Source organism: Xanthomonas sp. BRIP62418, assembly GCF_003993495.1.
Classification (GTDB): domain Bacteria; phylum Pseudomonadota; class Gammaproteobacteria; order Xanthomonadales; family Xanthomonadaceae; genus Xanthomonas; species Xanthomonas euroxanthea.
Genome location: NZ_QEZG01000034.1, coordinates 43,169 through 69,623 on the forward strand (window position 1 = coordinate 43,169; position 26,455 = coordinate 69,623).

Annotated in this window: 26 protein-coding genes; 16 read left to right on the top strand and 10 right to left on the bottom strand. The window is 66.8% G+C overall.

The window, feature by feature from the left end:
* Positions 1-58: 58 nt before the first annotated feature.
* On the top strand, positions 59-628 hold the full coding sequence (gene dcd, locus EO174_RS08910; RefSeq protein ID WP_010366727.1) for a dCTP deaminase: 570 nt from the start codon (positions 59-61) through the stop codon (positions 626-628).
* A gap of 21 nt (positions 629-649) precedes the next feature.
* On the opposite strand, the gene EO174_RS08915 is transcribed toward dcd, so the two are convergent.
* From EO174_RS08915 to EO174_RS08930, 4 genes are all read right to left on the bottom strand, one after another.
* The gene (locus EO174_RS08915; RefSeq protein WP_126943916.1) at positions 650-835 is read right to left on the bottom strand and encodes a DUF5668 domain-containing protein; all 186 of its coding nucleotides are present in this window, start codon (positions 833-835) and stop codon (positions 650-652) included.
* A 261-nt stretch (positions 836-1,096) separates the two neighbouring features.
* A complete protein-coding gene (locus EO174_RS08920) occupies positions 1,097-1,264 on the bottom strand; it encodes a DUF5668 domain-containing protein (protein ID WP_006452352.1) in 168 nt (55 codons plus the stop codon).
* A gap of 27 nt (positions 1,265-1,291) precedes the next feature.
* Positions 1,292-1,729 (bottom strand): HIT family protein, encoded by a 438-nt coding sequence (locus tag EO174_RS08925; RefSeq protein WP_119128514.1) that lies wholly within the window; start codon positions 1,727-1,729, stop codon positions 1,292-1,294.
* Positions 1,726-2,388 (bottom strand): dienelactone hydrolase family protein, encoded by a 663-nt coding sequence (locus EO174_RS08930; RefSeq protein WP_104581935.1) that lies wholly within the window; start codon positions 2,386-2,388, stop codon positions 1,726-1,728. Before EO174_RS08930 ends, EO174_RS08925 begins: the two co-directional genes overlap by 4 nt.
* A 181-nt stretch (positions 2,389-2,569) precedes the next feature.
* On the opposite strand from EO174_RS08930, the gene rimO reads away from it, so the two are divergent.
* The gene (rimO, locus tag EO174_RS08935) at positions 2,570-3,943 is read left to right on the top strand and encodes a 30S ribosomal protein S12 methylthiotransferase RimO (protein WP_126943710.1); all 1,374 of its coding nucleotides are present in this window, start codon (positions 2,570-2,572) and stop codon (positions 3,941-3,943) included.
* A gap of 125 nt (positions 3,944-4,068) precedes the next feature.
* Here rimO and greB read toward each other — a convergent pair whose 3' ends face one another.
* Positions 4,069-4,575 (bottom strand): transcription elongation factor GreB, encoded by a 507-nt coding sequence (gene greB, locus EO174_RS08940; protein WP_126943919.1) that lies wholly within the window; start codon positions 4,573-4,575, stop codon positions 4,069-4,071.
* Between the two features lie 106 nt (positions 4,576-4,681).
* Here greB and EO174_RS08945 point away from each other — a divergent pair, with 106 nt between their 5' ends.
* Positions 4,682-6,148, top strand: coding sequence for a rhomboid family intramembrane serine protease (locus EO174_RS08945; RefSeq protein ID WP_164740145.1), 1,467 nt, complete (start codon positions 4,682-4,684; stop codon positions 6,146-6,148).
* A gap of 412 nt (positions 6,149-6,560) precedes the next feature.
* Here the strand turns inward: EO174_RS08945 and EO174_RS08955 are convergent, their stop codons facing one another.
* Complete coding sequence (locus EO174_RS08955; RefSeq protein WP_164740146.1) at positions 6,561-7,835, bottom strand: DUF4013 domain-containing protein; 1,275 nt, start codon at positions 7,833-7,835, stop codon at positions 6,561-6,563.
* Between the two features lie 364 nt (positions 7,836-8,199).
* Here EO174_RS08955 and nudK point away from each other — a divergent pair, with 364 nt between their 5' ends.
* A complete protein-coding gene (gene nudK / locus EO174_RS08960) occupies positions 8,200-8,799 on the top strand; it encodes a GDP-mannose pyrophosphatase NudK (protein WP_104581939.1) in 600 nt (199 codons plus the stop codon).
* Between the two features lie 708 nt (positions 8,800-9,507).
* Here nudK and EO174_RS08970 read toward each other — a convergent pair.
* On the bottom strand, positions 9,508-11,013 hold the full coding sequence (locus tag EO174_RS08970) for a helicase HerA-like domain-containing protein (RefSeq protein ID WP_126943922.1): 1,506 nt from the start codon (positions 11,011-11,013) through the stop codon (positions 9,508-9,510).
* Between the two features lie 283 nt (positions 11,014-11,296).
* Between EO174_RS08970 and EO174_RS08980 the strand changes: the two genes are divergently transcribed.
* A complete protein-coding gene (locus EO174_RS08980; protein WP_164740147.1) occupies positions 11,297-12,880 on the top strand; it encodes a transglycosylase SLT domain-containing protein in 1,584 nt (527 codons plus the stop codon).
* Between the two features lie 655 nt (positions 12,881-13,535).
* Here EO174_RS08980 and asd read toward each other — a convergent pair.
* Positions 13,536-14,384, bottom strand: a complete 849-nt coding sequence (gene asd, locus EO174_RS08985) for an archaetidylserine decarboxylase (RefSeq protein WP_126943928.1) — start codon at positions 14,382-14,384, stop codon at positions 13,536-13,538.
* Positions 14,381-15,031 (bottom strand): SCO family protein, encoded by a 651-nt coding sequence (locus tag EO174_RS08990; RefSeq protein WP_115677550.1) that lies wholly within the window; start codon positions 15,029-15,031, stop codon positions 14,381-14,383. Before EO174_RS08990 ends, asd begins: the two co-directional genes overlap by 4 nt.
* Positions 15,032-15,111: 80 nt before the next feature.
* Between EO174_RS08990 and prmB the strand changes: the two genes are divergently transcribed.
* The 9 genes from prmB (at position 15,112) to EO174_RS09035 (ending at position 23,858) form a co-directional block, all read left to right on the top strand.
* Positions 15,112-16,038 carry a 50S ribosomal protein L3 N(5)-glutamine methyltransferase gene (gene prmB, locus EO174_RS08995; protein ID WP_126943931.1) on the top strand — a complete coding sequence of 309 codons (927 nt, stop codon included), beginning with the start codon at positions 15,112-15,114 and terminating at the stop codon, positions 16,036-16,038.
* A complete protein-coding gene (locus EO174_RS09000) occupies positions 16,028-16,516 on the top strand; it encodes a hypothetical protein (protein ID WP_126943934.1) in 489 nt (162 codons plus the stop codon). Before prmB ends, EO174_RS09000 begins: the two co-directional genes overlap by 11 nt.
* Positions 16,506-17,609: a chorismate synthase gene (aroC, locus tag EO174_RS09005; RefSeq protein ID WP_126943937.1), complete on the top strand. Its 1,104-nt coding sequence runs from the start codon at positions 16,506-16,508 to the stop codon at positions 17,607-17,609. The genes EO174_RS09000 and aroC overlap by 11 nt, the downstream gene beginning before the upstream one ends.
* Complete coding sequence (locus EO174_RS09010) at positions 17,602-18,678, top strand: D-glycerate dehydrogenase (RefSeq protein ID WP_126943940.1); 1,077 nt, start codon at positions 17,602-17,604, stop codon at positions 18,676-18,678. The genes aroC and EO174_RS09010 overlap by 8 nt, the downstream gene beginning before the upstream one ends.
* A gap of 86 nt (positions 18,679-18,764) precedes the next feature.
* Entirely contained in the window at positions 18,765-19,790 is a 1,026-nt protein-coding gene (locus EO174_RS09015; protein WP_126943943.1) for an aspartate-semialdehyde dehydrogenase, read from the top strand.
* Between the two features lie 220 nt (positions 19,791-20,010).
* Complete coding sequence (locus EO174_RS09020; protein WP_164740148.1) at positions 20,011-21,984, top strand: FimV/HubP family polar landmark protein; 1,974 nt, start codon at positions 20,011-20,013, stop codon at positions 21,982-21,984.
* The gene (locus EO174_RS09025; protein WP_119128527.1) at positions 21,981-22,379 is read left to right on the top strand and encodes a VOC family protein; all 399 of its coding nucleotides are present in this window, start codon (positions 21,981-21,983) and stop codon (positions 22,377-22,379) included. The genes EO174_RS09020 and EO174_RS09025 overlap by 4 nt, the downstream gene beginning before the upstream one ends.
* A 40-nt stretch (positions 22,380-22,419) precedes the next feature.
* Complete coding sequence (gene truA, locus EO174_RS09030) at positions 22,420-23,193, top strand: tRNA pseudouridine(38-40) synthase TruA (RefSeq protein ID WP_104581948.1); 774 nt, start codon at positions 22,420-22,422, stop codon at positions 23,191-23,193.
* Positions 23,190-23,858: a phosphoribosylanthranilate isomerase gene (locus EO174_RS09035; RefSeq protein WP_104581949.1), complete on the top strand. Its 669-nt coding sequence runs from the start codon at positions 23,190-23,192 to the stop codon at positions 23,856-23,858. The genes truA and EO174_RS09035 overlap by 4 nt, the downstream gene beginning before the upstream one ends.
* 140 nt (positions 23,859-23,998) lie before the next feature.
* On the opposite strand, the gene EO174_RS09040 is transcribed toward EO174_RS09035, so the two are convergent.
* A complete protein-coding gene (locus EO174_RS09040; protein ID WP_126943949.1) occupies positions 23,999-24,919 on the bottom strand; it encodes a LysR family transcriptional regulator in 921 nt (306 codons plus the stop codon).
* A 106-nt stretch (positions 24,920-25,025) separates the two neighbouring features.
* On the opposite strand from EO174_RS09040, the gene trpB reads away from it, so the two are divergent.
* Together trpB and EO174_RS09050 are read left to right on the top strand one after the other, a co-directional pair.
* On the top strand, positions 25,026-26,243 hold the full coding sequence (gene trpB, locus EO174_RS09045; protein ID WP_104648020.1) for a tryptophan synthase subunit beta: 1,218 nt from the start codon (positions 25,026-25,028) through the stop codon (positions 26,241-26,243).
* Positions 26,243-26,452 carry a hypothetical protein gene (locus tag EO174_RS09050; RefSeq protein ID WP_126943952.1) on the top strand — a complete coding sequence of 70 codons (210 nt, stop codon included), beginning with the start codon at positions 26,243-26,245 and terminating at the stop codon, positions 26,450-26,452. The genes trpB and EO174_RS09050 overlap by 1 nt, the downstream gene beginning before the upstream one ends.
* Positions 26,453-26,455 lie beyond the last annotated feature (3 nt).

Below are 26,455 nucleotides of genomic sequence, written 5' to 3' on the forward strand. Positions count from 1 at the left end.
TCGCTGCCTTTCGCGCGGGCCGCTCGGCCTGCCGCCTTTCGTCTTCAAGGAACACCGCATGAGCATCAAGAGCGACCGCTGGATCAAGCGCATGGCCGAACAGCACGCGATGATCGAGCCGTTCGAACCCGGGCAGATCAAGCACGATGCCGCCGGCCAGCGCATCGTCAGCTTCGGCACCTCCAGCTACGGGTACGACGTGCGCTGCTCGCGCGAGTTCAAGATCTTCACCAACATCAACTCGACGATCGTCGACCCCAAGCACTTCGACCCGGGCAGCTTTGTCGATATCGAATCGGATGTGTGCATCATCCCGCCGAACAGCTTTGCGCTGGCGCGGACGGTGGAATACTTCCGCATCCCGCGCGACACCCTGGTGGTGTGCCTGGGCAAGAGCACCTATGCGCGTTGCGGCATCATCGTCAACGTGACCCCGCTGGAACCGGAGTGGGAAGGCCACGTCACGCTGGAATTCAGCAACACCACGCCGCTGCCGGCGCGCATCTACGCCAACGAAGGCGTGGCGCAGATGCTGTTCTTCCAGTCCGACGAAGTCTGCGAGACCTCGTACAAGGACCGCGGCGGCAAGTACCAGGGCCAGACCGGCGTGACCCTGCCGCGCACCTGATGCCGTGGTGCGGCCGCGCCTTCAGCAGGTGGCGGCCGCCCGCTCGCGGTAGCGCAGCAGGTGGCGTACGCCCGCGGCGATCAGCAACGCCGGCCACCAGGTCGACACCAGGTGGCCCACATCGAGACGGGCCAGCTCGAGGTTGTCCAGCAGAAACAGCGTGCCCAGCGTGATCAGGAACAGGGCAGGGATCAGGCGGTAGTGCATGGTGGCGTCCTCGGTAGGTAGGAGGCCATGCTGCGCGCAATGCGCCTGCCGATCAGGTGCCGGAAGTCAACACGTGCGAATGACAAACGTCATGTCGGCAACGGCGACTGCCAGTCAGGGCACCAGTTGGCGAATTAGCCGCCAGCCCGCAGCGCCGCGCAATCAGGGCTAGTCGCTTGCAAGACAGCGAGGCAAACCAGGGAATCAACAGCGCCTGAAGCCCGCTCTCACGATTCCCCAATCCCGATTCCCGATTCCCGACTACTTGCCGCGCCCAAACAACATCCCCACACCGCAGGCGACCAACGCCGCCGGCCACCAGGTGGCGATCAGCCGGCCAAGACTGACATTGGTCCAGCCCAGGTTGTTGGCCAGGAACAGCAGGCCGACGAGGATCAGGATCAGTGCGGCGACGACATTGGATTTCATGCGGGAAGGTGGTTGTGAGGCGGGCGCCTATCGTAGCCGCTGCGCCCATGCAGCGACACGCTGCTGCAGCGTATCGGGGTCGAAGCGCTGCGCGCTGCCGCTGCCCCACACCGGGCCGGGCCAAGCCGCATCGCCCGGATGCCGGCCGACCAGGTGCACATGCAACTGCTGCACGATGTTGCCCAGCGCGCCGATATTGAGCTTGGCGACGCCGGGCTCGACCCGCAGCAGCTGCGAGAGCTGATTGATCTCGGCCAGCAACAGGCGCTGCTGGCCGCCGTCCAGATCGATCCACTCGCTGGCATCGGCCACCCGCGGCACCAGCAGCAGCCATGGGAAGCGGCTGTCGTCCATCAGCCGCACCTGCGACAGCGGTCCGTCGGCGACGAACACGCTGTCGGCGGCCAGCCGCGCATCGAGCTGGAAGCCGCTCGCCTCGGACATGCCTGCTGCGACCTCGCTCATCCCAGATGCGCTTCGAAGAAGCCCAGGGTGCGTTGCAGCGCACGCTCGGCGCTGTCGGCGTCGTAGTGGTTCGGGTCGATGCTGCGGTTGAAGGCGTGGCCGGCGGGATACACGAAGGTCTCCATCTGCGGCAGCTTCTCGCGGTGGGCCTGGATCGCCTCGGGCGGAATGCTGCTGTCCTGCTCACCGAAGTGGAACATCACCGGTGCGGTCGGAGTTTCGTCCAGCAGCTGGGTGTTGCGGCCGCCGTAATAGCTCACCGAGGGCAGCCCCAGGCGGATCGCCGACAGCAGCGCCACCGAGCCGCCCCAGCAATAGCCCACGGTGCCGACCTTGCCGGCGCGGCTGAGCAGGGTGGCAGCGGATTTGACCACCTCCACCGCGCGCTCCAGGCCGACCGCATTGGCCAGTGCCAGACCGCGCTGCAGGCTCTCCTGGTCGTAGGGCAGTTGCACGTCCTTCTCTTCCAGGTCGAAGAAGGCCGGCGCCAGCACTTCGTAGCCGCGCGCGGCGTAGTCGTCGGCCACCGCGCGGATATGTTCGTTGACGCCGAAGATTTCCTGGATCACCACCAAGCCGCCGCGTGGGCTGGTGGTCGGGGTGGCGTGCCAGGCGGCGACCTGGCCGTCGGGGGTGTCGAGCGTGGTCCAGTGACCCATGGGAACTCCTGCTGCGGTAAGGGGGAAGGCGCGCATTATCGACCGGATCGGCGGCGCTGCAGGTGAGGGACTCGCTAAGATGAGATTGCTTGCCCGGCGCGCGGTTCAGAGCGCTGCCTGCGCGCCGCTATAATTGCTCCACTCAGGCCCCAGGCCGCTCCGTTCCCAGGCTCCTGCTTCCATGTCCCAGCTGAACCCCAAAGTCGGCTTCGTCAGCCTTGGCTGTCCGAAGGCGCTCGTCGACTCCGAACGCATCCTCACCCAGCTGCGCGTGGAGGGCTACGACATCGTGCCCAGCTACGACGCCGCCGACGTGGTGGTGGTCAATACCTGCGGTTTTATCGATTCGGCGGTGACCGAGTCGCTGGACGCGATCGGCGAGGCGATGAACGCCAACGGCAAGGTGATCGTCACCGGCTGCCTGGGCAAGCGCCCGGAGCAGATCCGCGAGGCCTACCCGCAGGTGCTGGCGGTGTCCGGCCCGCAGGACTACCAGAGCGTGATGGAGGCGGTGCATGCGGCACTGCCGCCGCGCCACGACCCGTTCGTCGATCTGGTGCCCGACTACGGCATCAAGCTGACCCCGCGCCATTACGCGTATCTGAAGATTTCCGAAGGCTGCAACCACCGCTGCAGCTTCTGCATCATCCCGTCCATGCGCGGCGACCTGGCCTCGCGTCCTGTGGATGAGGTCCTGCGCGAAGCCGAGCGGCTGGTGCGCGGCGGGGTCAAGGAATTGCTGGTGGTCTCGCAGGACACCTCGGCCTATGGCGTGGATCTGAAGTATGCCGAGCGCCCGTGGCGCGACCGCATGTACCAGACCCGCATGAAGGCGCTGTGCGAAGGCTTGTCGGAGCTCGGCGTGTGGACGCGCCTGCATTACGTGTATCCGTACCCGCACGTGGACGATGTGATTCCGCTGATGGCCGAAGGCAAGCTGCTGCCGTATCTGGACATCCCGTTCCAGCACGCCAGCCCGCGCATCCTCAAGCTGATGAAGCGCCCGGGCGCGGTGGAAAAAACCCTCGAGCGCGTGCAGCGCTGGAAGGCGATGTGCCCGGAGATCACGGTGCGCTCCACCTTCATCGTCGGTTTTCCCGGCGAGACCGATGCCGAATTCGAATCGCTGCTGGAATTTCTGGATCAGGCCCAGCTGGACCGCGTCGGTGCGTTCGCCTATTCCCCGGTGGAAGGCGCCAGTGCCAACGCGCTGCCGGATCAGGTGCCGGAGGAGCTCAAGCAGGAGCGCCTGGCGCGCTTCATGGCCCGGCAGGCGGAGATCTCTGCCGCGCGGCTGGAGGCGAAGATCGGCAGCGTGCAGCAATGCCTGGTCGACCTGATCGAAGACGATATCGCGGTGGCGCGCTCGCGCGCGGACGCACCGGAGATCGATGGCCTGGTACATATCCAGAACGGCGGCGAGCGCGGCTTGAAGGTCGGCGACCTGGTCGACGTGGAAATCACCGACAGCGACGAGCACGACCTGTTCGGCGATGCATTGCCGGCCAATGTCGCAATCCAGCAGGGACGTCCGTTGAATCTGCAGATGGTGTAACTGGGCGCTGGTCCTTGCACATCTGTCGGTAGGAGCGCACTTGTGCGCGATGGGGCCTTATCGATAACGCCCCATCGCGCACAAGTGCGCTCCTACACGCAGGTCAGCAGAGTGCGATCACTCGCTTACTGAGTGGCGTAATCCACCGACACCACCAGGAAGGTGTGCTTGCCCGACGGCAACTGCGCTTCGAACTCGTCGTCCACGCGTTTTTTCAGCAAGGCACGCGCCAGCGGCGAGTCGATGCTGATCCAGCCGCGCGCGGCGTCGGTTTCGTCCGGGCCGACGATGCGGTAGCGCAGCAGCTCGCCGCTGGCGGCATCTTCCAGCTCCACCTGCGCCCCGAAGAACACCGCCCGCGGGTCGGTGGGGGCGGCGTCCACCACGCGCAACGCTTCCAGCCGTTTGCTCAGGTAGCGCACGCGGCGGTCGATCTCGCCGAGCTGCTTCTTGCGATAGGTGTACTCGGCATTCTCCGAGCGGTCGCCCTCGGCCGCGGCGGCGGCCAGCGCACGCACCACTTCCGGCCGACGCACGCGCCAGAGCTCTTCCAGCTCGGCCTTGAGCCGGGCATGGCCGTCGGGCGTGATCAGTGCAGTGCTTTTTTCGGCAGGCGGGCGCCAGCGGCTCATGGGCGGGTGTGTCGGACGGCAGGGCCGCGATGCTAGCGCGCATGGCCGGCTTGCGCATCTGCCGCCGCACGGCGAAGCTTTGCGCACCTCGGACACGGACGTTGTCATGTTGCTGATGCCGCTGCACAAACCCTGGTCGCGCCAGAACATTCCCTGGGTGACCCTGCTGCTGGTGCTGATAAATGTGGTGGTCTACCTGGGCTATCAGCGCAAGGACGATGCGCTGGTCGAAAACGCGGTGCGCTATTACGTCGAATCCGGTCTGGGTGCATTGGAGGCGCAAGCGCACCTGCGTTACCTGGAGCAGAGCAACGACGCCAAGCTGCGCGCAGCGCGCCGGGCCAGGCTGGACAGTGTGCCGGCGCGCCAACGCCTTGCGTATCTGGCGCACCTGACGATGCACGACGTGGCCTTCGCACAGGCGTTGCGCAGCGGCGCATTGTTCGAGGACCAGGCGCGCTTGAGCGAATGGCGCACATTGCGCGCCCCCTACGATGCACGCCTGTCCAGGGTGTTCACGCTGCGGCATCTGCAGCGCAGCTCCGAGTGGTCTCCCGCGAGGATGCTGACGGCCACCTTCCTGCATGGCAGCTTCGATCATTTGCTGGGCAACATGCTGTTTCTGCTGGCGCTGGGCACCTTGCTGGAAGGGGCGATCGGCAGCGGCTGGTTCCTGCTGCTGTATCTGCTCGGCGGGTTCGGCGCCAGCGCGGCCAGCCTGTGGTGGCGCTGGGGAGCGCCGGGCGGTGGCCTGGGCGCCTCCGGTGCGATCGCCGCCTTGATGGGCGCGTTCTGCGTGGTCTGGGGCCGGCGCAAGGTGCGCTTCTTCTACTGGTTCTTCGTGGTATTCGACTACGTGCGCGGTCCGGCGATCCTGCTGCTGCCGCTGTGGCTGGGTTGGGAGCTGTACAGCCTGTTCTGGAACGACAACGGCGACGTCGCCTTCGAGGCGCATGCCGGTGGCCTGATCAGTGGCGCGTTGCTCGGCGTCGCGTTGGTGCTGCTGCGGCGCACGCGTGAGTCCTTTATGGAGGAAAACGAGGCAGTGCTGGTGGACGATCGCTGGGAGCGCGCGCAGCGACATCTGGGACGCATGGAAAACGCGGAAGCCGAGCGCCTGCTGGCGGAGCTGGCCAGCGAGCAGCCGCATCGTCTGGACGTGGCGCTCGCGCGCTACCGCACCGCGCGCAATGCCGGTCGCAGCCAGGACAGCGTGCGGCATGCGCAAACGCTATTGCAGCTGCACACCCATCACGCCGAACAGACGCGCAACCAGCTGACGGTGGCTGCCGAACTGAGCAAGGCCGGGATCGACTACGCGCCATCGGTCCGCATGGCGCTGATCGCCACCTGCCTGCGCAATGGACTGCTGGCCGATGCCGAACGTCTGTTGAAGGAGGTTGGGCTGGATGTGCCGCGCGATGAGCTGGCGCAGCACTGGTTCGTGCTGGCCTTGCGACACGGCGAGTTGCAGGACGGCGCGCAGCGTACGCGCCTGTTACGCCATGTACTGGATCAGTTTCCCGAGCAGGGGCAGGCCGGCAAAGCGCGCTTTTTGCTCGAAAACGGATGAGTGGTTTCTGCGCGATCCGTGTTGCCAACGCAAGCGGTGAGGGCATCGCGCGCTCGACTCACCGAGCTTTGACCTGGCATTTGACTGCACTTGAAAGGCACTGCTACGCGAGGTCCGGGTTGCTGTTGTGTCTTCTGCCTCGAGCAGAATTATCTAGCGCGGATGGATGAGTTGCAGAGCGGTGGATCTGCAGCCTGGCTGCAGGGCCCTTACCCGCCCACCATCGCAGGACACGCCGCAGGTACGTCCCTGTAGGCTCTTGCGCGGCATCCATGCCGCGTAAGGTCCCGCGATGGTGGGCGGGCAAGGACCAGTCGAGATGGTCGGTCTGTAGGGCTGCGAGCAGTACACGTCGCGCGACGGACCGATGGTGGAGCATCTGAGCTGCTCCTTAACAAACTTTGTTGGCTGCTCAGGCTGGTTGGATCGCCACTGCTTTCAACACGGCTTCCAGCTTCGCGCGCAGTGCATCATCGTCGCAGTGAGCCAGTGCGTCTTGCAGTACCTCGCGCGCCTGCTCGTCGCGGCCGAACCGTTCGGCCAGCAGCAGGCCCGCGTCCAGTGACCAGGCCGGCATCATCCGATCGCGCGGCCATGCGGCGATGGCCGCAAGCAGGCCATCGGTCGCCAGCTGGAACTGCCCGGCCATCTTCGCGCGCTCGGCCAGCAAGGTGGCTTGCTCAGGCGTCAGCGGGGTGAACGTGGAGTCGCCATCCAGCGCTTCGCGCTGCAACCCGAGCGCGCGACGCTCCTGTCTTTCCTGCAGCAGACGATTGATGTACTGGCGGGTGTGCTCGCGCAGTTCGTCGTTGCGACGGTGTTGGCGCAGCAGGCGCTGATACAGCTCGTGCACCGCCAGGCTCACCGCACGCGAACGCACCGCCGCGCGCAGTGTCTGGAATGCTTCATCGGAATGGCCATCGCGCACGTACTGTTCTGCTTCGTCGAGCAGGCGCTGATCCGGGTCTTCGCGCTCGGACGCCGCGCCGCCGCTGGGAACGTAGCCCAGTTCTTCGTGGTACTGGTACACCAGATAACCCATCAGGTGGAAGCTGGCGAACAGGCTCCAGATCGAGGCAATCACGATCGTCGCCTCGCGCACGATCGGCGGCAGAGACTTCACCGCGATGAAGATCGCAGCGGTAGCGCTGCCCTGGATCACGTACAGCAAACCGTATGCGGCCAGATACGGCCAGCCGATGCGCAGAGCCATGTCGATCGACACGGCCGGGTTGAGGGCGCGGCGCAGGCTGCCGTCGATGGCCAGCGCAATCATCATGCCCGGCAGCAGCAACTGCACCACTAGGTACGCGATGGTCAGGCCGGGCTTGCCCGCCAGCACGCCTGCCGCACCGATGATGATGCCCAGCGCAAACGCCAGCAGGATCAGCCGCAGCACCGCGCTGTCGAAGCTGTTGTAGCCCAGCCGCGGAGCATCGGCTTGCCCGTCGGCGGTATGGCGCAGGATGTCGAAGGCATAGGTGTAGGTGGCCATGCCGAGCACTCCGGCAATCACCAGTTTCAGGATGCCCGGCAGCACCAGCAGCGCGCTGCACAGCGTCAGTGCAATCAATGCGTAAAGCGCCGAGCCGCGCAGCGGATAGCTGGCAATGGCAGGAATGCGGGTCCAGAACGGTGCCGGCGCGGTCTGCGCGGCCACCTTGCGTGCGCGAAAACGGTCTTCCATGACGCTCCCCAGGCGTGTGATGTGAACGGATTGTGCGGTGGCGCGTGCCGTCGCGCAATTGGGGCAGGGCGAATCAACTGAGTCTGGAATGGCCATTGCTTGGCGGCATGTCGCCGGCACGGCCTGGATATTTGCTGGCCCGGCCGGGCAGGTGTCAGCGCCGGCATTGCATCGGGACGTGTTGGGTCGCCGATAGCGTGATGCGTGTATCGACAGGCCGCCGATGCACTATGTGCGTCATTGCCTGACGCGCCGGCTGAGCGGTAGGTAACATGGTGGCCCGCCGCAATCCTTGCGGCCCATACGAGCGACCGGGCGCGCCGCGTCCCGGCACTGCCATCGCGCGCATCACAAGGAGTGTCGCTTGAATCCATCCGCCACCGGCAACCCGCAGGTCCGCATACGCAGCATCGATGTGCTCTCGGACAATTGGTACGTGCTGCGCAAGGTCACGTTCGATTTTCAGCGCAAGGACGGCCGCTGGCAGACCCTGTCGCGCGAGGCCTACGATCGTGGCAATGGCGCCACCATCCTGCTGTATAGCCGTGCCAGGCAGACGGTGATGCTCACCCGCCAGTTCCGCTTGCCGACGCTGCTCAACGGCAACCCCGACGGCATGCTGATCGAAGCCTGCGCCGGGTTGCTGGATCAGGACGATGCGCTGACCTGCATCCGCAAGGAAACCGAAGAGGAAACCGGCTACCGGATCGACAACGTGCGCAAGGTGTTCGAGGCGTTCATGAGCCCGGGCTCGGTAACCGAGCGTCTGTATTTCTTTGTCGGCGAATACTTCGACGGCGACAAGGTCGGCGAGGGCGGCGGGCTCGAAGAAGACGGCGAGGAGATCGAGGTGCTGGAGCTGTCCCTCGACTCCGCGCTGGCGATGATCGCTACCGGCGAGATCGCCGATGCCAAGACCATCATGCTGCTGCAATACGCCAAGTTGCATGGTGTGCTGGGCTAACGTATCGCGCGGCGACCAGCATGTAAGTCAGCCAGTTCCGCGCGTTGGCACCTGGGCTCGTGCTTAACGGACGCGTCTCAACACCTTGTCGCGGTGTTCTGGTGGACTGCCGCTATGGCAGTTATGGCCGTCTTGAGCTAACGACAAGACGGCTTGCTGTCCATTCGGACCGGTTTCCTGGTTGATCCGAAATCCATACATATTCGGGTCGAGCGAGAGATCGGAGACGTCGTCGCGCGAGAGAATCAGGCACTCGTCTCCCATTTGATCGAGCCACCAAGGCCCGCGCTCGGTAGTGCTTGCTGTGCCGCGTTGCGTCTTGGGTGCGATACATGTCGTCTTCAAAATATAGTGCCGGCTTTGCTTGTTTCCTTTGATGGCTTCAAGCCAAAGTTCTGCGCGGACGGCCTGGCACTGCGTGTTGTTTGGGTGCAGCTTGCCGACATAGTGGCCAGCGAGCAGGTGCTGCCTGCTCGCTGGCCACGCGGTGGGTGGGTCGTCTTAATGTGCCTTCTGCTCAGCGATCACTGATTCGGTCCTGGAAAGCAAGAAGAGTGACGTGATGGCGGCTGCGTATCCTTGCATCTTGCGGGTCTCCTGACTGTGCGGATATAGCGTTGCAAGAGCCTGCTTGCATATGACCTCGGGCTGGTAACGCCTGGTGGCAAGCAATCAGGCAATCGCCCAACCACAGTTGTGTCACTGCGATCAGCGCTTCCCGCCAAAGATGCTGCCGAAGATGCCGCGCACGATCTGCTGGCCGATCCTGTTGCCGATCGTACGCGAGGTCTGCTTGGCCATCGTTTCGAGCATGCCCTGGCGGCGGCTGGTGCCGAACACCGCGTCCTTGATCGCCTTGCCGAAGCCGCGGTCTTGCACATCGTCCTGTTCGCGCGTGCGCGCCGGCGGTGCGGCGTTATGTTCGGCGACCTGCTCGACGCGCCGCGCCAGCAGCTCGGCGGCCGATTCACGGTTGATCGCGGTGTCGTAGCGGGTGCCGACCGGGCTGGCGGCGCGCACCTGCGCGCGCTCGGTCTCGCTGATGGCACCCATGCGGCAGCGTGGCGGGGCGATCAAGGTCTGCTGCACCGGCGCCGGCACGCCCTTGCCTTGCAGTGGTGACACCAGTGCCTCGCCGGTTCCGAGGCTGGAGATCGCCGTGGCCACATCGAGCCTGGGATTGGCCACGAAGGCCTGCGCCGCGGTCCTGACCGCCTTCTGATCGCGCGGGGTGAACGCACGCAGGGCATGCTGCACGCGATTGCCCAGCTGGCCGAGGATGTTGTCCGGAATGTCGTCGGGAAACTGCGAGCAGACATACACGCCCACGCCCTTGGAGCGGATCAGCCGAACGACCTGCTCGATCCGCTGCACCAGTGCGGCCGGCGCGTCGTCGAACAGCAGGTGCGCTTCGTCGAACACGAACACCAGCTTGGGTTGTTCCAGATCGCCCACCTCGGGCAAACGTTCGAACAGCTCCGACAACAGCCACAGCAGGAAGGTGGAATACAGCTTCGGCTTGAGGACCAGATGGTTGGCCGCCAGGATGCCGATCACGCCGCGGCCGTCCGGCGCCACGCGCATCAGGTCGGCCAGTTCCAGCGCTGGCTCGCCGAAGAAGTGCTCGCCGCCGTCCTGCGCCAGGCGCAGCAGGGCACGCTGGATCGCCGCCACCGACTGGCTGGAGACCAGACCATAGCTGGTGGACAGTTCCTTGCGCTCCTGGACCACCAGTGCGAGCAGTGCGCGCAGGTCGTCCAGGTCCAGCAACAGCAGGCCACGGTCGTCGGCCAGCTTGAACACGATGTCGAGCACGCCGGACTGGGTGTCGTTGAGTTCCAGGATGCGCGCCAGCAGGGTAGGGCCCATCTCGCTGACGGTGGTGCGCACCGGATGCCCGAGCTGGCCGTACAGGTCCCAGAGCACCACCGGGCTGGCGGCCGGCGCGTAGTCGGCGATGCCGATATCCGTGGCGCGCTGCAGCACGCCGGCTGCGCCATCGCCGGCCATCGCCAGGCCGGCGACATCACCTTTCACGTCGGCCAGGAACACCGGTACGCCCAGGCGCGAGAAGCCTTCGGCCAGGGTCATCAGGGTCACGGTCTTGCCGGTGCCGGTGGCGCCGGCCACCAGCCCGTGGCGGTTACCGAAGCGTCCTTCCAGCACGACCGGGATGTCGTCGGTGACGCCTTTGCCGAGCAGGAACGAGGCCATTGCGCAGGTCCGGTGGGAAAAGCCGGATTCTAGCGGGCAACGTGGCTGGCCAAATCGCGCGGGGGCGACCCCGCACTTTGGTCGGCCGGTCCGCTGCCAATCGCCAGCAGGCAGTTCGACGCCGCCGCCGGTTTGCCAGCCGCTGACCGCCAGTGCCCGCGGGCATTCCACGCGCCGGGCGCAACGGCCAAGCTAACGGCCCACTGACCCTGCTGCCCCCGCCGCCTTGCCCCGGTGTTGTCCCGGCGGCTACCCTGCCTGCCTTTCCGCTGTACTGCCTACGATGCCGCTCGCTCATTTTGGTTTGCGCCCATGGCCGGTTCTGGTCGTGGTGGCGCTGATGTCTGTCGTCCCCGCTGCCCACGCCATTTCCAAACGCGACACGGAGAAGGCGGCCGTGCTCGATGCCCGCATGGCCGCCGCCGAAAAGCGTTATCGCGATGCGCTGGTGCTGGTGAACAACTCCGACCCCAAGGGCACTGCCGAAGGCGATGCCGCGCTGGAAGACATGGAAGACGTCATCGACGCCTGCATCAAGCAGCGCGGCTGCCTGGTCGCCAATCAGCTGGCCACCTACAAGCGCCTGCTGAAGGCGCGCGCCGATGCCGATGCCCCGGCCGCCGAGGATCCGGAAGACGACGACACGCTGCTGCAGGCGGACCCGGACCACCTCGGCCCGGCGGCCAACGGCGTGCCCGAGGCGGCGCGTGCGGCCACGTTGCTCAACGACCAGCGCCACGATTTCGACAAGATGGTGCAGTACAACCCCGCGGTGCAGGCCGGCATCCGCCGCTGGCTCACCGACATGCGCCCGGCGCTGCTGACCAGCTACGAGAACTACAGCAACCTGCGTGGGGTGATGTGGCCGGAATGGCAGAAACGCGGCCTGCCCGAGGCGCTGCTGTTCGGCATCATGGCCAAGGAATCCAACGGCAAGGTGCACGCGAGCTCGCGCGCCGGTGCGGCTGGGTTGATGCAGTTCATGCCCGCCACCGGGCGTCGCTTCGGGCTGGGTCCGGACGGCACCGGCTTCGACACGCGCTTTGATGCACGCAGCGCCGCCGAAGCCAGCGCCGCCTACCTCAACGAGCGCATGGCCGGGCTCAACCGCAACATCGAACTGGCGCTGGCCGCCTACAACGGGGGCGAGGGCCGCGCCGCGCGCGTGTTCACGCAGAGTGGCGGGCGCGGGTTCTGGGAGCAGGACGTCTACAACCAGTTCCCGGCCGAAACCAAGGACTACGTGCCGATGGTGATCGCGGCGGCCTGGATCTTCCTGCACCCGCGCCAGTACGGCGTGGACTTCGCCAAGCTCGACGCGCAGCCGGCCACGCTGAAGCTGGCCAAGTCCACCACCATCTACGAGCTCACCATCTGCCTGGGCAGCATGGGCACGCGCGACGGCTACATGCGCGCATTGCGCAACCTCAACCCGCGCTACGAATCCGATGGCTGGATCCCGGCCGGCACCGTCATCAACGCCACCAACCGCATCGCCAGCCTGTACACGCGCTACTGCGTCAGCGGCCCGCGCGCGGACCTGGCGCGCACCCTGATCACCGCCGACCTCAACAGCGCGATCGTGCGCAGCAGCGGCGCTCCGGAGTACGTGCCGAGCGTGGCGGTGGGCGATGTCAGCCCGATGGCTGGCGTGCCGACCACCGTGGCCACCGGCCAGCCGGCGATCGCCAAGCCCAAGGCCAGGCAGGCGCGCAGCTACACTATCGCCAGGGGCGACACGCTTGGCCGCGTCGCGCAGAAATACCAGTGCGAAATCAAGGAACTGGCCAAGGCCAATGGCCTGAAGGCGCCGTCGTACGCGCTCAAGCCGGGGCAAAGCATCAAGCTGGCCGGCTGCGATCGCTGACCAGCGCTTGCAGTCCCACGTCGGGTAGAACACGGCCAGCCGCATTAGCGAGCTGCGCTGGGCGGACGACCCGGAAGAGCGGTCGTCGCCCCCGTAGGAGCGGACCCGGCCGCGACGAGGCAGTCCCGGTAGCTTCATCGGCGCAGGCAAGGCAGTTCCGAATCGGAGGCCGGAGTCATGAAGGCGCAAGCCCCAAGCCTCACTGCGAATGCCACGTCGCGGTCGGGCCCGCTCCTACAACCGCATCGTTCTTGTTGGGAGCCGGAGTGGGCATCGGTCTTGTAGCGAGCGAGCCTGGCGGCGATGACACCGTCACGGCGGCGTTTCGTCGCGGACCCATGCTCCTGTATCGGAGTAGGCCATCGAGCTGACCAGCGGCGATCGTCGGCCAGCGCAGGCAAGCCTACCGCATCGGGCCACTGCGCCGGGCTGCGCCGGGCTGCGCCGTTGTAGGAGCGGACCTGGCCGCGACGAAGCAGTCCCGGTAGTTCCAACGCAGGCGAGGACGCTCTACATCGAAAGCTGGGAGTGCGACATGCGCCTGCGCAGTGAACGTCGTCGAGAAGGCCCTGTCGCGGTCAGGCCCGCTCCTACGAGGGCGTCGCTGTTGCATCACTTGCAACCGAAGCGGGCAATCGCAGGCGCGCGGCGGTGATCAGCCCACCTGGCGATGGGCGAGCGCTTGCCCCAGGCGCACCGATGTCTCCGCGGCAAGTCTGCCATCGAGCTTGGCGACACCTGGCGGCAGCAGCACGATCACGGTCGAGCCGTAGTTGAAGCGCGCCATCTCCGCAAACCGCTCCAGCACGATGCCCTTGCCGCGATAATCGGTGCGCGTGATGCGATCGCCATAACGCGGGATCTCCACGCCGCTCCACACCGTCTCCACGCCCGACACCAGCAGCGCACCCACCATCACCGAGGCCATCGGCCCGAAGTCGGTGTCGAAGTGGCAGACCAGACGCTCGTTGCGCGCGAACAGCCGCGGCACATTGCGCACCGCATCCGGTCCCACGCTGAACAGGCGGCCGGGCACATGCACGGTTTCGCGCAGGGTGCCGGTCCACGGCATATGCACGCGGTGGTAATCCTTGGGCGAGAGATAGACGGTGGCAAACAGGCCATCGGTGAACGGCTGCGCGGCTTCGGCGTCGCCGAGCAATTCGGCGGCAGTGAACGACTGCCCCTTGGCCTGGAAGATGCGGTCGTTCTCGATCGGGCCGAGCTGGCTGATGCGGCCGTCGGCAGGCATCAGCAGCGCCGCAGGGTCGGCATCGGGCACGCGTGCGCCCGGCTTCAACGCGCGGGTGAAGAACGCATTGAAGGTGGGATAGGCGCGCGGGTCCGGCTCCAGTGCTTCGCTCAGGTCCACACCGAACTTGCGCGTGACCGTGTCGATCAACCATTGCTTGGTGGATGGCGTGTCGGAATAGGCCAGCGCGCGCGCCAGCGAGGACAGCACCCGGTGCGGCAGCACGTAGGTCAGGGAAGTGACGAGACTCACGGAGCGGTTACCTTGGTCAGTTGCTGGAGGTCGGCGGCGATCGCCTTGGGGTCGAGCGGGGGACGGATCAGCCCGGCCAGGCGGCCCTGCGGGTCGAGCACGGCGATGCCGGCGGAGTGATCCATGCTGTAGTCGTTGGGATTTTCCGCAAAGCCCTTGCCCGGCACCTTCTGGAACACGAAGCCCAGCGCGGTGGCAAAGCGCTGCAGCGCCGGTACGTCGGCGGTGGCGGCCAGGGTGTCCTTGTGGAAGGCATGCGCGTAGTCGCCCAGGCGTGCCGGCGGATCGCGCTGCGGGTCCACCGACACGAACAGCACGCGCGGGCGCAGGCCATCGGGGATGGTTTCCCATTGCTGTTGCGCCACCGCCAGGTCCGTCAGCGTGGTCGGGCAGACATCCGGGCAGAAGGTGAAACCCAAAAACACCAGCGTCCAATGTCCCTTCAGCTCGCCGGGCACCAGCTGGGTGCCGTCGGACTGGCGCAGGCTGAACTGCGGCAGGGTGCGTGGCTGCGGATAGAAGGTGATGGTCCGGGTGGGCGGCCACGGCGAGCTGGGCGCGGCGCCGAGGAACTTCTGGCCCAGCAACAGCCCCAGGCCGGCGGCCAGCGCCACCAGCAGCACGATGCCGGTATTGCGATTGAACATGGCGGTTTCCAGTGCAACGGACGCTCATGATACCGATCCGACCTCTATAATCGGGGGCCGATTCCTCTTTAGTTGTTGCCATGACTGCCGCCGCGGCCGACGAACTGCACACCATCATCGACCTGATCCGCTACGGCACCAGCCGTTTCAATGCAGCCGGTCTGACCTTCGGCCATAGCTACGACAATGCGCTGGACGAGGCCACCCAGCTGGTCCTGCACAGCCTGCATCTGCCGCACGACCTGGGCCCGGCCTATGGCCAGGCGCGTCTGCTGCGTTCGGAAAAGGAGCAGGTGCTGAGCCTGTTCGAGCGCCGCATCAACGAGCGCGTGCCGGCGGCGTACCTGACCGGCGAGGCCTGGTTCGCCGGGCTCAGTTTCAAGAGCGATGCGCGCGCGCTGGTGCCGCGTTCGCCGATCGCCGAGTTGATCGAAGCCGGCTTCGAACCCTGGCTGGGCGGCCGCGAAGTCACCCGCGCGCTGGATCTGTGCACCGGGTCGGGCTGTATCGCCATCGCCATGGGCCACTACAACCCGCAGTGGGACGTGGATGGGGTTGACATCAGCGACGACGCGCTGGCGTTGGCCGCAGAAAACAAGGCGCGCCTGCATGCCGACAACGTCACCCTGCTCAAGTCGGACCTGTTCGCCGGGCTGGGCGGCCGCCAGTACGACCTGATCGTCACCAATCCGCCGTATGTCACCAACGACGAAACCGACGCGCTGCCGCAGGAGTATTCCTACGAGCCGGAGCTGGGGTTGCGTGCGGGCGACGATGGCCTGGATCTGGTGCTGAAGATCCTGCGCGATGCGCCGCAGCACCTCAGCGAGGACGGTCTGCTGATCTGCGAAGTGGGCGAGTCCGAGCAGCATCTGATCAAGCTGCTGCCGGAAGTGGATCTGGCCTGGGTCGAGTTCAAGGTCGGGCAGATGGGCATCTTCGCGGTCGAATGCTGCGAGCTGATCGCGCACGGCGCGCGCATCGCCGAGCTGGCCAGTGCGCGCTGAGTCGTCCACAACGCGGCCGCAGCTGGGCGATCTGCTGTTGCTGCTGCCGGTGTCCATCTTCGGCGTCGGCATTCCGCTCGGCCTGATCGACGTGGTGTACCGCCTGTTCGACCCGATGTACGGCGGTCCCTGGCAACAGCGCTGGTTGAGCGCGGCGGCGGAGATCGGTTTTGGCCTGATGGCGTTTTTCGGCCTGGTCTCGGCCTGGATCGTGGTGGTCAGTCCGGATGCGGCATTGCGCGCGCATCGGCGCCGCACGCTGGTCGTGGCGCTCGGCCTGCTGGTCGGCGTCGGCGTTGCGCTGTACCTGCTCGCCGATTGGCTGCTCGGTGGGCGTCACGGGCTGGATGTGTTCACGCTGGTGTTCAGCGGCCTGTTCGCGGTGGCGCCGATGCTGGTGGCGGTACGTCATCTGCCGCGCCTGCTGCGCGCCACGCCACCTGCTGCAATGTTGAGAGGATGCCGTCATGGGCAGTAACAGTTTCGGCCGCCTGTTGACGGTCACCACCTTCGGCGAGTCGCATGGGCCGGCGATCGGCTGCGTGGTCGACGGTTGCCCGCCGGGCTTGGAGATCGCGCCGGAAGACTTCACCCACGATCTGCAACGGCGTGCCTCCGGCAAGAGCCGGCACACCTCCGCACGCCGCGAAGCCGACGACATCGAGATCCTGTCCGGCGTCTATGAAGGCCGCACCACCGGCACGCCGATCGGCCTGCTGATCCGCAATACCGATCAGCGCAGCAAGGACTACAGCAACATCGCCCAGCAGTTCCGTCCCGGGCACGCGGACTACAGCTATTGGCAGAAGTACGGCATCCGCGATCCGCGCGGCGGTGGGCGCTCGTCCGCGCGCGAGACCACCATGCGCGTGGCCGCCGGGGTGATCGCCAAGAAGTGGCTCAGGCAGCGCTACGGCGTGCTGGTGCGCGGATTTCTATCGCAGCTGGGCGAGATCCGCCCGACCGGTTTCGACTGGAATGCGGTCGAGGACAATCCGTTCTTCTGGCCGCATGCCGAGCAGGTGCCGAAGCTGGAAACCTACATGGACGCGCTGCGCAAGTCCGGCGATTCGGTCGGTGCGCGCGTGGACGTGGTGGCCGGCGGCGTGCCGGCGGGCTGGGGCGAGCCGATCTACGGCAAGCTCGATGCCGAACTGGCCGCCGCCCTGATGAGCATCAACGCGGTCAAGGGCGTGGAGATCGGCGACGGCTTCGCCAGCGCCGCGCAGAAGGGCACCGAGCACCGCGACCTGATCACCCCGGAAGGCTTCCTCAGCAATCATGCCGGCGGCATCCTGGGCGGCATTTCCACCGGCCAGGCGATCACCGCCTCGATGGTGCTCAAGCCGACCTCCAGCCTGCGCCTGCCCGGCGCGACCGTGGATGCGGATGGCGCAGTGGTCGATGTGATCACCACCGGCCGCCACGACCCCTGCGTCGGCATCCGCGCCACCCCGATCGCCGAGGCGATGATGGCATTGGTGCTGATGGACCAGGCCTTGCGTCATCGCGCCCAGTGCGGCGATGTCGGCGAGGTGGCGCCACGTATTCCTGGTCAGGTCGATGTCTGAAGCAACGCGCCCGAAGGTGTGGGTCAGCCAGCCGCTGTTCGACGATGTCGTCGCGCAGCTGGGCGAGCATTTCGAGCTGACCACCACCGAGCGCGTCACTGCGTATTCGCCGGCCGACCTGGCCGCGCGGCTGGCATCGCTGGACGGTGCCTTGATCACCCTCAACGAGCGTGTCGGCGCGGCGGAAATCGGCTCCGCGCCGCGGCTGCGTGCGATCGCCAATGTCGGGGTGGGCTACAACAACCTGGATCTGGACGCACTCAGTGCGGCCGGCATCCTGGCCAGCAACACGCCGGATGTACTGACCGAGACCACGGCCGATCTCGGCTTTGCAGTCCTGATGGCCACCGCGCGCCGCATCACCGAAGCCGAGCGCTGGTTGCGCGACGGGCAGTGGGGGCAGTGGTCGTTCAAGACCATGCTCGGCGCCGATATCCACGGCAGCACGCTGGGCATCCTGGGCATGGGCCGGATCGGGCAGGGCATCGCCCGCCGTGGCGCGCACGGCTTTGGCATGCGCGTGCTGTATCACAACCGCAGCCAGCTGCCGGCCGCCACCGAGCACGCGCTCGGCGCGCGGTACGTGGACTTCGACACGCTGCTGGCGCAGTCCGATCACCTGGTCCTGGTGCTGCCGTACACCAAGGAGTCGCACCACATCATCGATGCCGCCGCGCTGGGCAAGATGCGCGCGAGCGCCACGCTGGTGAACATCGCGCGCGGCGGCCTGGTCGATGAAATCGCGCTGGCCGATGCGCTCGCCAATGGGCGCCTGGCCGCTGCCGGGCTGGATGTCTATGAAGGCGAACCTGCGGTCCGTCCCGAACTGCTGGCCCTGCACAACGTCGTGCTCACCCCGCATATCGGCAGCGCCAGCCTGGCCACGCGCCGCGCGATGGTGCAGCTGGCGGTGGACAACCTGATTGCCGCGCTGGGCAAAGGCCCCAATGCCGGCCATCCGCCGAGCGCGCTGAATGCCGATGCGGTGGCCGCTGCCAAACAGGCCGGCGTGCGCGATGGCGAAGCGACCAACACCGGCGCCGGCAAAACCACCACGACCAAACGATAGGGAACCTCCGCCGCCAGCTTTGGAGGTTCCCCGAACCCACTGCGCAAGCGCGTTCCCCTCTTTCCCCATTCGATAAAGACAATCTCATGAGCAACGAAAACCGTCGTTTCAACGTCGCGGTCGTGGGCGCCACCGGCGCTGTCGGCGAGACCATGCTGAGCATCCTGGCCGAGCGCAACTTCCCGGTCGCCACCCTGTACGCGCTGGCCTCGGCGCGCTCGGCCGGCGGGCAGGTCGAGTTCAATGGCGGCAAGGTCGATGTGCTGGATCTGGCCGACTTCGACCCCACCGGCGTGGACATCGCGCTGTTTTCCGCGGGCGGCAGCGTGTCCAAGGAGTACGGCCCCAAGTTCGCCGCCGCCGGCGCGGTGGTGATCGATAATTCCTCCGCGTTCCGTTACGACGACGACGTGCCGCTGGTGGTCTCGGAGGTCAATCCCGAAGCGCTGAAGCAGCGCCCGCGCGGCATCGTCGCCAACCCCAATTGCTCGACCATGCAGATGGTGGTCGCGCTCGGCCCGATCCACCGCAAGTACGGCATCGAGCGCATCAATGTGGCGACCTACCAGTCGGTCTCCGGCGGCGGGCGTTCGGCGATGGAAGAACTGGGCAAGCAGACCAGCGAGCTGCTGAGCTTCCAGCAGATCGACCCGCAGCGTTTCCCGGTGCAGATCGCCTTCAACCTGATTCCGCATATCGACGACTTCCAGGACAACGGCTACACCAAGGAAGAGATGAAGCTGGTCTGGGAGACGCGCAAGATCCTGGGCGATGACAGCATCCAGGTGAACCCCACCGCCGTGCGCGTGCCGGTGTTCTACGGGCACTCCGAAGCGGTGGCGATCGAAACCCGCGACAAGATCACCGTCGATGATGCGCGCGCGCTGCTGTCCGCATCGCCCGGCGTGGAAGTGGTGGACGAGCGCAAGCCTGGCGGCTACCCGACCCCGGTCACGCACGCGTCCGGCAAGGACGCGGTGTTCGTCGGCCGCATCCGTGAGGACCTGTCGCATCCGCGCGGCCTGAACCTGTGGATCGTCTCGGACAACATCCGCAAGGGCGCCGCCCTCAACGCCGTGCAGCTGGCCGAGCTGGTCGCGCAGGAAGGCTGACCACGGGTAGCCGTAGGAGCGCGCTGGCGCGCGATGAAGCTGTCCCGGTGAAGCCTCATCGCGCACAAGTGCGCTCCTACCAGCGCGCTGCCGATGGCCTGCTGCATGGATGTCGCATCGCGGTATCGCCACGGCATGCGCGCTCTGCGCGGGGGGCGCCGACTTTTTCGCCCATGCAGCGGCTATATTGATGCCCATGAAACATAGGGGCGGGGGCGCGATGCGTCCGATACAAGGGATAGGTGCGCTGCTGCTGATGGCCTGCAGCGGCGCTGCGATGGCGTTGGGCCTGGGCGATATCCGGGTGCTGTCCCGGCCGGGGCAGCCATTGGTGGCCGAGATTCCGGTCATCTCCAACGAGCCGGGCGAACTCGACAACGCACGCGTGGCGCTGGCATCGGCCACCACGTTTGCACGGGTCGGCCTGGAGCGCCCGCAGGGCCTAGTCAGCAACCTGCAGTTCCAGTTCGCGCAGGACGCGCGCGGGCGTGCGGTGATCCGCGTGACCAGCAGCCAGGCAGTGGACCAGCCGGCGATCAACTTCCTGATCGAGGTGGAGTGGGGCCAGGGCCGGCTGGTGCGCGAGTATTCCGCACTGGTCGATGCGCCCAATACCGCGGCTGCGATCGCCGGGCCTGCCATCGAGGCGCCGCGCGCCGGGGCCAGCAATGCCATCGCACGTGAGTCGGCCGCCGCGCCCGCAGCCGTTGCCGGACGCGCCGGGCAGACTGCTGACGCAGTGGCGCCCGGCACACGTTCCGGCACGCGCGCAGCCGCGCCGGCGCCGGCCGGCGATGCGCTGCCGGCGGTGCGCTCGGGCCAGACCTTGTCCGAAATCGCTGCCGCCGTGGCCCGTTCCAACGGGCATTCGCTCGACCAGACCATGCTGGCGTTGCTGCGCACCAACCCGGATGCCTTCATCGACGGCAACATCAATCGCTTGAAGCAGGGTGCGGTGCTGCGCACCCCGCAGGAAGATGCGCTGGCGCAGGTCGGCGCTGCCGAAGCGGCGGTGATGGTGCGCGAGCAGGCCGCGCAGTGGCGACAGGCGCGCGCGGCGGTTCCACAGCCGGCCGAGGCCGGTGCCACTGCTGCAACGCCGGCACCTGCCGCAGCTGTTGCGACGTCGGCAGGTGCCGGCGCGCGGCTCGAGATCGCCCCGGCAGTGGCGAGTCAGACCAACCAGGCCGGCGCCACGTCCGGCACCAGTGCCGAAGGCGAGGGCGACATGGCGGCCAACCAACAGTTGCAACAGGCCAGGGAAGACATCGCCACCCGCGATGCGGAATTGCAGGATCTGCGCACCCGCGTGGCCGATCTGGAAAAGCTCAAGCAGCAACAGCAAGCCTTGATCGCAATGAAGGATACCGACCTGGCGGCCGCGCAGAAGCGCTTGTCCGAAACGCCGGCCGTGGCGCAGCAGGGTGGCGGTTTTCCACTGTGGTTGATCGGCGGGCTGGTGTTGATCGTCGCGGCGGTCGTCGCCTGGCTGGCGGCACGCCGGCGCAAGCCCTCGCCGCTGCCGCCGTTGCCGCAACGTCAGTTCGACATCGTGCCTGCCGGCGCCGCGGCAGACGCCGTGGCGCTGCAGGACGATGCACAGACCACCGTGCCCAGCGAGCACGATGTGCTGCATGAAACCGAATTCGAGCAGGCGGATCTGCGCGAAGACGAGCGCGCCTACCAGGCGCAACAGCCGCTGTCCGATGTGTTGCGTCGCGAACCGCTGCTGTCCGAGCCTGTCGCAGCGCCGCTGGTGGTTGCCAGCGAGGATTGGCGCTCGCTGCGTGCGACGCCGCCAGCGCCTCCGGTGGTGCAGCCGGAGTTCGTTGCGCCTGAGGAGCCGGTGCCGGAGCAGGTGAGGTCCGCGCCTGCGGAGCTTCCATATGGCCAGCCGCAGGACGTAGACGCCACGCGCGCCGGCACCGATCGCGCGCCGGGCGTGCCGCTTGCCTCGGTCGCCACGCAGGACAGCCCGGAGATCGAGCCGGTGCCAATCGCCCCGGCCGCTGCGCCCAGCGCGGTGACCACCAGGGGGGTCGTCTCTGCAGGCCGCGATCGTCTGGAACTGGCCGTGGCCTACATGGATCTCGGCGACACGGACACCGCGCGTGGCTTGTTGCTGGAGGTGGCTGCAACCGGCGATGAGGCCACCCGCGCCGAAGCCGCCGAACTACTGGAGCGGCTGGCATGAGCCCGGCGCTGGACAGCCTGGCCGCCGCACAGGCCGCCGCACGCGAGCGCCGCATCGATTACGTGGAATTTGCCTCGCTCGATCTGGATGCCAGCCGCGCGTTTTTCGAAACCGTGTTCGGCTGGCAGTTTCAGGCTTATGGTCCGGATTATCTGGCCTTCAATGACGGTCGTCTGGACGGTGGTTTCTATCGCGCCACTGCGGCAGCGTCGGCAGATGCGGGTCCGCTGATCGTACTGTATGCCGACGCGCTGGAGCCCATGGGCGAGCGCGTACGCGCTGCCGGTGGCGAGATCGTCAAGCCGGTGTTCGGTTTTCCCGGCGGCAGCCGGTTTCATTTCCGCGAGCCGGGCGGTAACACGCTGGCGGTGTGGTCCGAGCGCGCCGTCGGCTAGTCCGCGCACGCTCCATCGATTCGACAACAGGCAGGTTCCGATGCGTTACGCGCTGGGCGTGGAGTACGACGGCAGCGAGTTCCAGGGCTGGCAGCAGTTGGGTGAGCAGGGCGGGCCGAGCGTGCAGGCCAGCCTGCAGGCGGCGCTGTCCTCGGTGGCCGATGCCCCGGTGCAGGTGGTATGCGCAGGCCGCACCGATGCCGGCGTGCATGGCGAGTGCCAGGTGGTGCATTTCGACAGCGATGCGCACCGCGCGCCGCGTGGCTGGATGCTGGGCACCACCGCGCGCCTGCCGCCCTCGATCGCGGTGCGCTGGTGCGTGCCGGCGGCCGCCGACTTCCACGCGCGGTTTTCCGCGCGCGCACGCCGTTACCGGTATCGCCTGCTCAACCGGCAGATACGCCCGGCGCTGTATCGCCAGACCTTGAGCTGGGAACGCCGCCCGCTGGATGCCGATGCCATGCACGCGGCCGCGCAGGCGTTATTGGGCGAGAACGACTTCAGCGCATTCCGCAGCGTGCAATGCCAGGCCTTGCACGCACGCCGCAACCTGCAGGCCATCAGCGTGCAACGCATCGGCGAGGTGGTGGAGGTGCAGGTCCAGGCCAATGCATTCCTTCATCACATGGTGCGGAATATTGTTGGCTCGCTGATCCTGATCGGAACCGGGGAACAACCGGGCGACTGGATCGCGACGTTGCTGGCCGGTCGCGACCGCACGGTGGCCGGGCCGACAGCGCCGCCACAAGGTCTGGTCTTCATCGGGCCGTTGTATCCCGCAGAGTGGCATCTGCCCGCTGAGGTAACCCAATGAATCGATCGCTGTACCGCACCCGTATCAAGTTCTGTGGCATGACCCGCGCCGGTGATATTCGACTGGCCGGCGAGCTGGGTGTGGACGCGGTGGGGTTCATTTTTGCGCACGGCAGCCCGCGCCGCGTGGCGCCGGCCGAGGCGCGCGCAATGCGTCAGGCCACCGCGCCGATGGTCGATGTGGTGGCCTTGTTCCGCAACAATTCCAAGGAGGAAGTGCGCGAAGTGGTGCGTACCGTGCGCCCGACCTTGCTGCAGTTTCATGGCGAGGAAGACGACGCGTTCTGCCGCAGCTTCAACCTGCCGTATCTCAAGGCCATACCGATGGGCAGCACCGGCATGAACGGCGAGGACGCCAACGCGCGGACCTTGCAGCTTGCCTATCCCAATACCGCCGGTTTCCTGTTCGACAGCCATGCGCCCGGCGCCGGTGGCGGTACCGGCAAGACCTTCGATTGGTCGCGGCTGCCGACCGGCCTGCATCGCCCGTTTCTGCTGGCGGGCGGCATCACCGCCGACAACGTGTTCGATGCGATCGTGGCGACGCTGCCGTGGGGCGTGGACGTGTCCAGCGGCGTGGAGCTGGCGCCGGGGATCAAGGACGGCCACATGATGCGCAAGTTCGTCGAAGAAGTGCGTCGGGCCGATTGTCACGAGATGGGGTGAGTTGGGGGGGCGGGAATCGGGAATCGGGATTGGGGAATCGGAGCGGGCAGTCTGCTTCGTTGTTTTGATTGCCCTAGATCTTTCGCTTCTCTGATGATCGATTGTTCGGTCGCTGTTTCGCCGACCACTGAGCGTTCCAATTAAACGCTTGCGGCATCCATGGTGTGCTGTTGATCCTCTGAAAGTGCATGACGGAGCCAGCCGGCGAGCTGTTCGATGCGCGGATCGGGGTTGCGCCTTGCGGCGCACAGCACCCAGCGGCCGCACGTCGGCGTAAAGCCCCAGGGCGCCAGCAGGCGCCCGGCGGCCAGGTCCGCGGCAACCAGCGGTTGCGGTGCGATCGCCACGCCCAGGCCGGCCGCGGCCGCCTCCAGCAGATAGACCAGATGTTCGAATTCGGTGCCGAAGCCCAGCGCCTCGGGTGCCAGGCCGTGGCGTTGCGCCCATTCCGGCCAGGCCTGCGGGCGCGAACGGGTGTGCAGCAAGGCGTGGTCGAGCAGGGCGATCGCCGCGCTGCCATCGAGCCGGGTGGCCGATGCCAGCTGCGGGCTCAGCACCGGGCCGATCCACTCCACGCCCAGCTCGTGCACCTGCCACTCGCCTGGCCACGGCGGGGTGTCCAGCAGCAAGGCCGCATCCAGGCCATCCAGGTCCGGACCGGGCGCCTGTTCGTTGGCCGACAAGTGCAGGCGCAGCTGCGGCAGATCCCGCTGCAGCCGGCCCAGCCGCGGGATGACCCAGCGCGCGAGCAGGCTGCCGGAGCAGCCCAGCACCAGCGGCGCCTCGCTGGTGGGGCGCCGCAACGCTGCCCAGGTGTCGCCGATCAGCGCAAAGCCTTCGCCGGTGGCATCGCGCAGCCTGGCGCCGGCAGGCGTGAGCACCAGGCCGCGGCCCTGGCGGGTGAACAGCGCCGTGCCCAGCGCCTGTTCCAGCGAGCGAACGTGCCGGCTGATGGCGCCATGGGTCACGTGCAGCTCCTGCGCGGCCCGGCTGACGCTCTGCAGACGTGCGGCGGATTCGAACGCGCGCAGCGCTGCCAGCGGCGGAAGCAGTGTGCTCATATGTGAGTCCAGATCACAGGTTGCGGCAATCTTATCGATTTATCGCACGCCGTGGCTGCGCTACAGTAATGCCTCATGTACGACCGCATCGCTGCAGAGGATTCCCATGTCGGCCCAGCCCATCAGTGACTTTTACGCCTATCCGGACGCTGCCGGCCACTTCGGCAAGTTCGGTGGCCGATTTGTCGCCGAGACCTTGATCGGCCCCTTGCAGGAGCTGTCTGCCGCCTACGACCAGGCGCGCCAGGATCCGGCCTTCATTGCCGAATACGACAAGGATCTCAAGCATTACGTCGGCCGGCCCAGCCCGATCTATCACGCCGAGCGCCTGAGCCGCGAAGTGGGCGGCGCGCAGATCCTGCTCAAGCGCGAAGACCTCAACCACACCGGCGCGCACAAGATCAACAACACCATCGGCCAGGCCTTGCTGGCCAGCCGCATGGGCAAGACCCGCATCATTGCCGAGACCGGCGCCGGCCAGCATGGTGTGGCCAGCGCCACGGTGGCCGCCCGGCTGGGCCTGGAATGCGTGGTCTACATGGGTGCCACCGACATCGAGCGGCAGAAGATCAACGTCTACCGCATGAAGTTGCTCGGTGCGACCGTGATACCGGTGACCTCCGGCTCGGCCACGCTCAAGGACGCGCTCAACGAAGCGATGCGCGACTGGGTCACCAACGTGCAGGACACCTTCTACATCATCGGCACCGTGGCCGGCCCGGATCCGTATCCGCGCATGGTGCGCGACTTCAACGCGATTGTCGGCCGCGAAGCGCGCGCGCAAATGCTGGAAGATTTCGGCCGCCTGCCGGATGCGCTCAGCGCCTGCGTCGGCGGCGGCAGCAATGCGATCGGCCTGTTCCATGCCTTCCTCAACGACCCAGGTGTCAAGATCTACGGCGCCGAAGCGGCCGGCGACGGCATCGCCAGCGGCCGTCATGCGGCGTCGATCGCCGCCGGGCGCCCCGGCGTCCTGCACGGCAATCGCACCTATGTGATCTGCGACGACGACGGCCAGATCACCGAAACCCATTCGATTTCTGCCGGCCTGGATTACCCGGGCGTGGGCCCGGAGCATTCGTTCCTGTCCGACAGCGGGCGTGCGGTCTACCAGGGCATCACCGACGACGAAGCGATGGCCGCCTTCCATCTGCTGGCGCATACCGAAGGCATCCTGGCCGCACTCGAATCCAGCCATGCAGTGGCGCAGTCGATCAAGCTCGCGCGCGAGATGCCCAAGGATGCGCTGATCCTGTGCAACCTGTCCGGCAGGGGCGACAAGGACGTGCACACCATCGCCGCACGCGAAGGCGTGCAGGTCTGATGCCGCTGCGGCGCGTCACCGTGACCGCGCTAGCCGACCAGCCAGGCGAACAGGACCTGCTGTTCGCCTGGCTCGACCGCTGGGCGCCGCAGATCCGCATGTGTTCGGAAAACAGCGGCTGCGGCTGCTGCCTGGACAGTTTCGACCTTGAGGTCGAGGCCCAGGCATTGACCGAATTGCCGGCCACGATGTACCAGGACATCCATTGAGGC

What these genes read in the sequence shown, in the direction of transcription:
- EO174_RS09010 (WP_126943940.1), top strand. Translation starts at nt 17,602, where the DNA reads ATGTCTGAAGCAACGCGCCCGAAGGTGTGGGTCAGCCAGCCGCTGTTC.
- EO174_RS08925 (WP_119128514.1), bottom strand. Translation starts at nt 1,729, where the DNA reads ATGAGCGAGGTCGCAGCAGGCATGTCCGAGGCGAGCGGCTTCCAGCTC.
- EO174_RS08945 (WP_164740145.1), top strand. Translation starts at nt 4,682, where the DNA reads ATGTTGCTGATGCCGCTGCACAAACCCTGGTCGCGCCAGAACATTCCC.
- EO174_RS08955 (WP_164740146.1), bottom strand. Translation starts at nt 7,835, where the DNA reads ATGGAAGACCGTTTTCGCGCACGCAAGGTGGCCGCGCAGACCGCGCCG.
- greB (WP_126943919.1), bottom strand. Translation starts at nt 4,575, where the DNA reads ATGAGCCGCTGGCGCCCGCCTGCCGAAAAAAGCACTGCACTGATCACG.
- truA (WP_104581948.1), top strand. Translation starts at nt 22,420, where the DNA reads ATGCGTTACGCGCTGGGCGTGGAGTACGACGGCAGCGAGTTCCAGGGC.
- EO174_RS08915 (WP_126943916.1), bottom strand. Translation starts at nt 835, where the DNA reads ATGCACTACCGCCTGATCCCTGCCCTGTTCCTGATCACGCTGGGCACG.
- EO174_RS08930 (WP_104581935.1), bottom strand. Translation starts at nt 2,388, where the DNA reads ATGGGTCACTGGACCACGCTCGACACCCCCGACGGCCAGGTCGCCGCC.
- EO174_RS08990 (WP_115677550.1), bottom strand. Translation starts at nt 15,031, where the DNA reads ATGTTCAATCGCAATACCGGCATCGTGCTGCTGGTGGCGCTGGCCGCC.
- EO174_RS09040 (WP_126943949.1), bottom strand. Translation starts at nt 24,919, where the DNA reads ATGAGCACACTGCTTCCGCCGCTGGCAGCGCTGCGCGCGTTCGAATCC.
- trpB (WP_104648020.1), top strand. Translation starts at nt 25,026, where the DNA reads ATGTCGGCCCAGCCCATCAGTGACTTTTACGCCTATCCGGACGCTGCC.
- rimO (WP_126943710.1), top strand. Translation starts at nt 2,570, where the DNA reads ATGTCCCAGCTGAACCCCAAAGTCGGCTTCGTCAGCCTTGGCTGTCCG.
- EO174_RS08920 (WP_006452352.1), bottom strand. Translation starts at nt 1,264, where the DNA reads ATGAAATCCAATGTCGTCGCCGCACTGATCCTGATCCTCGTCGGCCTG.
- prmB (WP_126943931.1), top strand. Translation starts at nt 15,112, where the DNA reads ATGACTGCCGCCGCGGCCGACGAACTGCACACCATCATCGACCTGATC.
- EO174_RS09025 (WP_119128527.1), top strand. Translation starts at nt 21,981, where the DNA reads ATGAGCCCGGCGCTGGACAGCCTGGCCGCCGCACAGGCCGCCGCACGC.
- EO174_RS09050 (WP_126943952.1), top strand. Translation starts at nt 26,243, where the DNA reads ATGCCGCTGCGGCGCGTCACCGTGACCGCGCTAGCCGACCAGCCAGGC.
- EO174_RS09015 (WP_126943943.1), top strand. Translation starts at nt 18,765, where the DNA reads ATGAGCAACGAAAACCGTCGTTTCAACGTCGCGGTCGTGGGCGCCACC.
- aroC (WP_126943937.1), top strand. Translation starts at nt 16,506, where the DNA reads ATGGGCAGTAACAGTTTCGGCCGCCTGTTGACGGTCACCACCTTCGGC.
- EO174_RS08980 (WP_164740147.1), top strand. Translation starts at nt 11,297, where the DNA reads ATGCCGCTCGCTCATTTTGGTTTGCGCCCATGGCCGGTTCTGGTCGTG.
- EO174_RS08970 (WP_126943922.1), bottom strand. Translation starts at nt 11,013, where the DNA reads ATGGCCTCGTTCCTGCTCGGCAAAGGCGTCACCGACGACATCCCGGTC.
- dcd (WP_010366727.1), top strand. Translation starts at nt 59, where the DNA reads ATGAGCATCAAGAGCGACCGCTGGATCAAGCGCATGGCCGAACAGCAC.
- EO174_RS09020 (WP_164740148.1), top strand. Translation starts at nt 20,011, where the DNA reads ATGCGTCCGATACAAGGGATAGGTGCGCTGCTGCTGATGGCCTGCAGC.
- EO174_RS09035 (WP_104581949.1), top strand. Translation starts at nt 23,190, where the DNA reads ATGAATCGATCGCTGTACCGCACCCGTATCAAGTTCTGTGGCATGACC.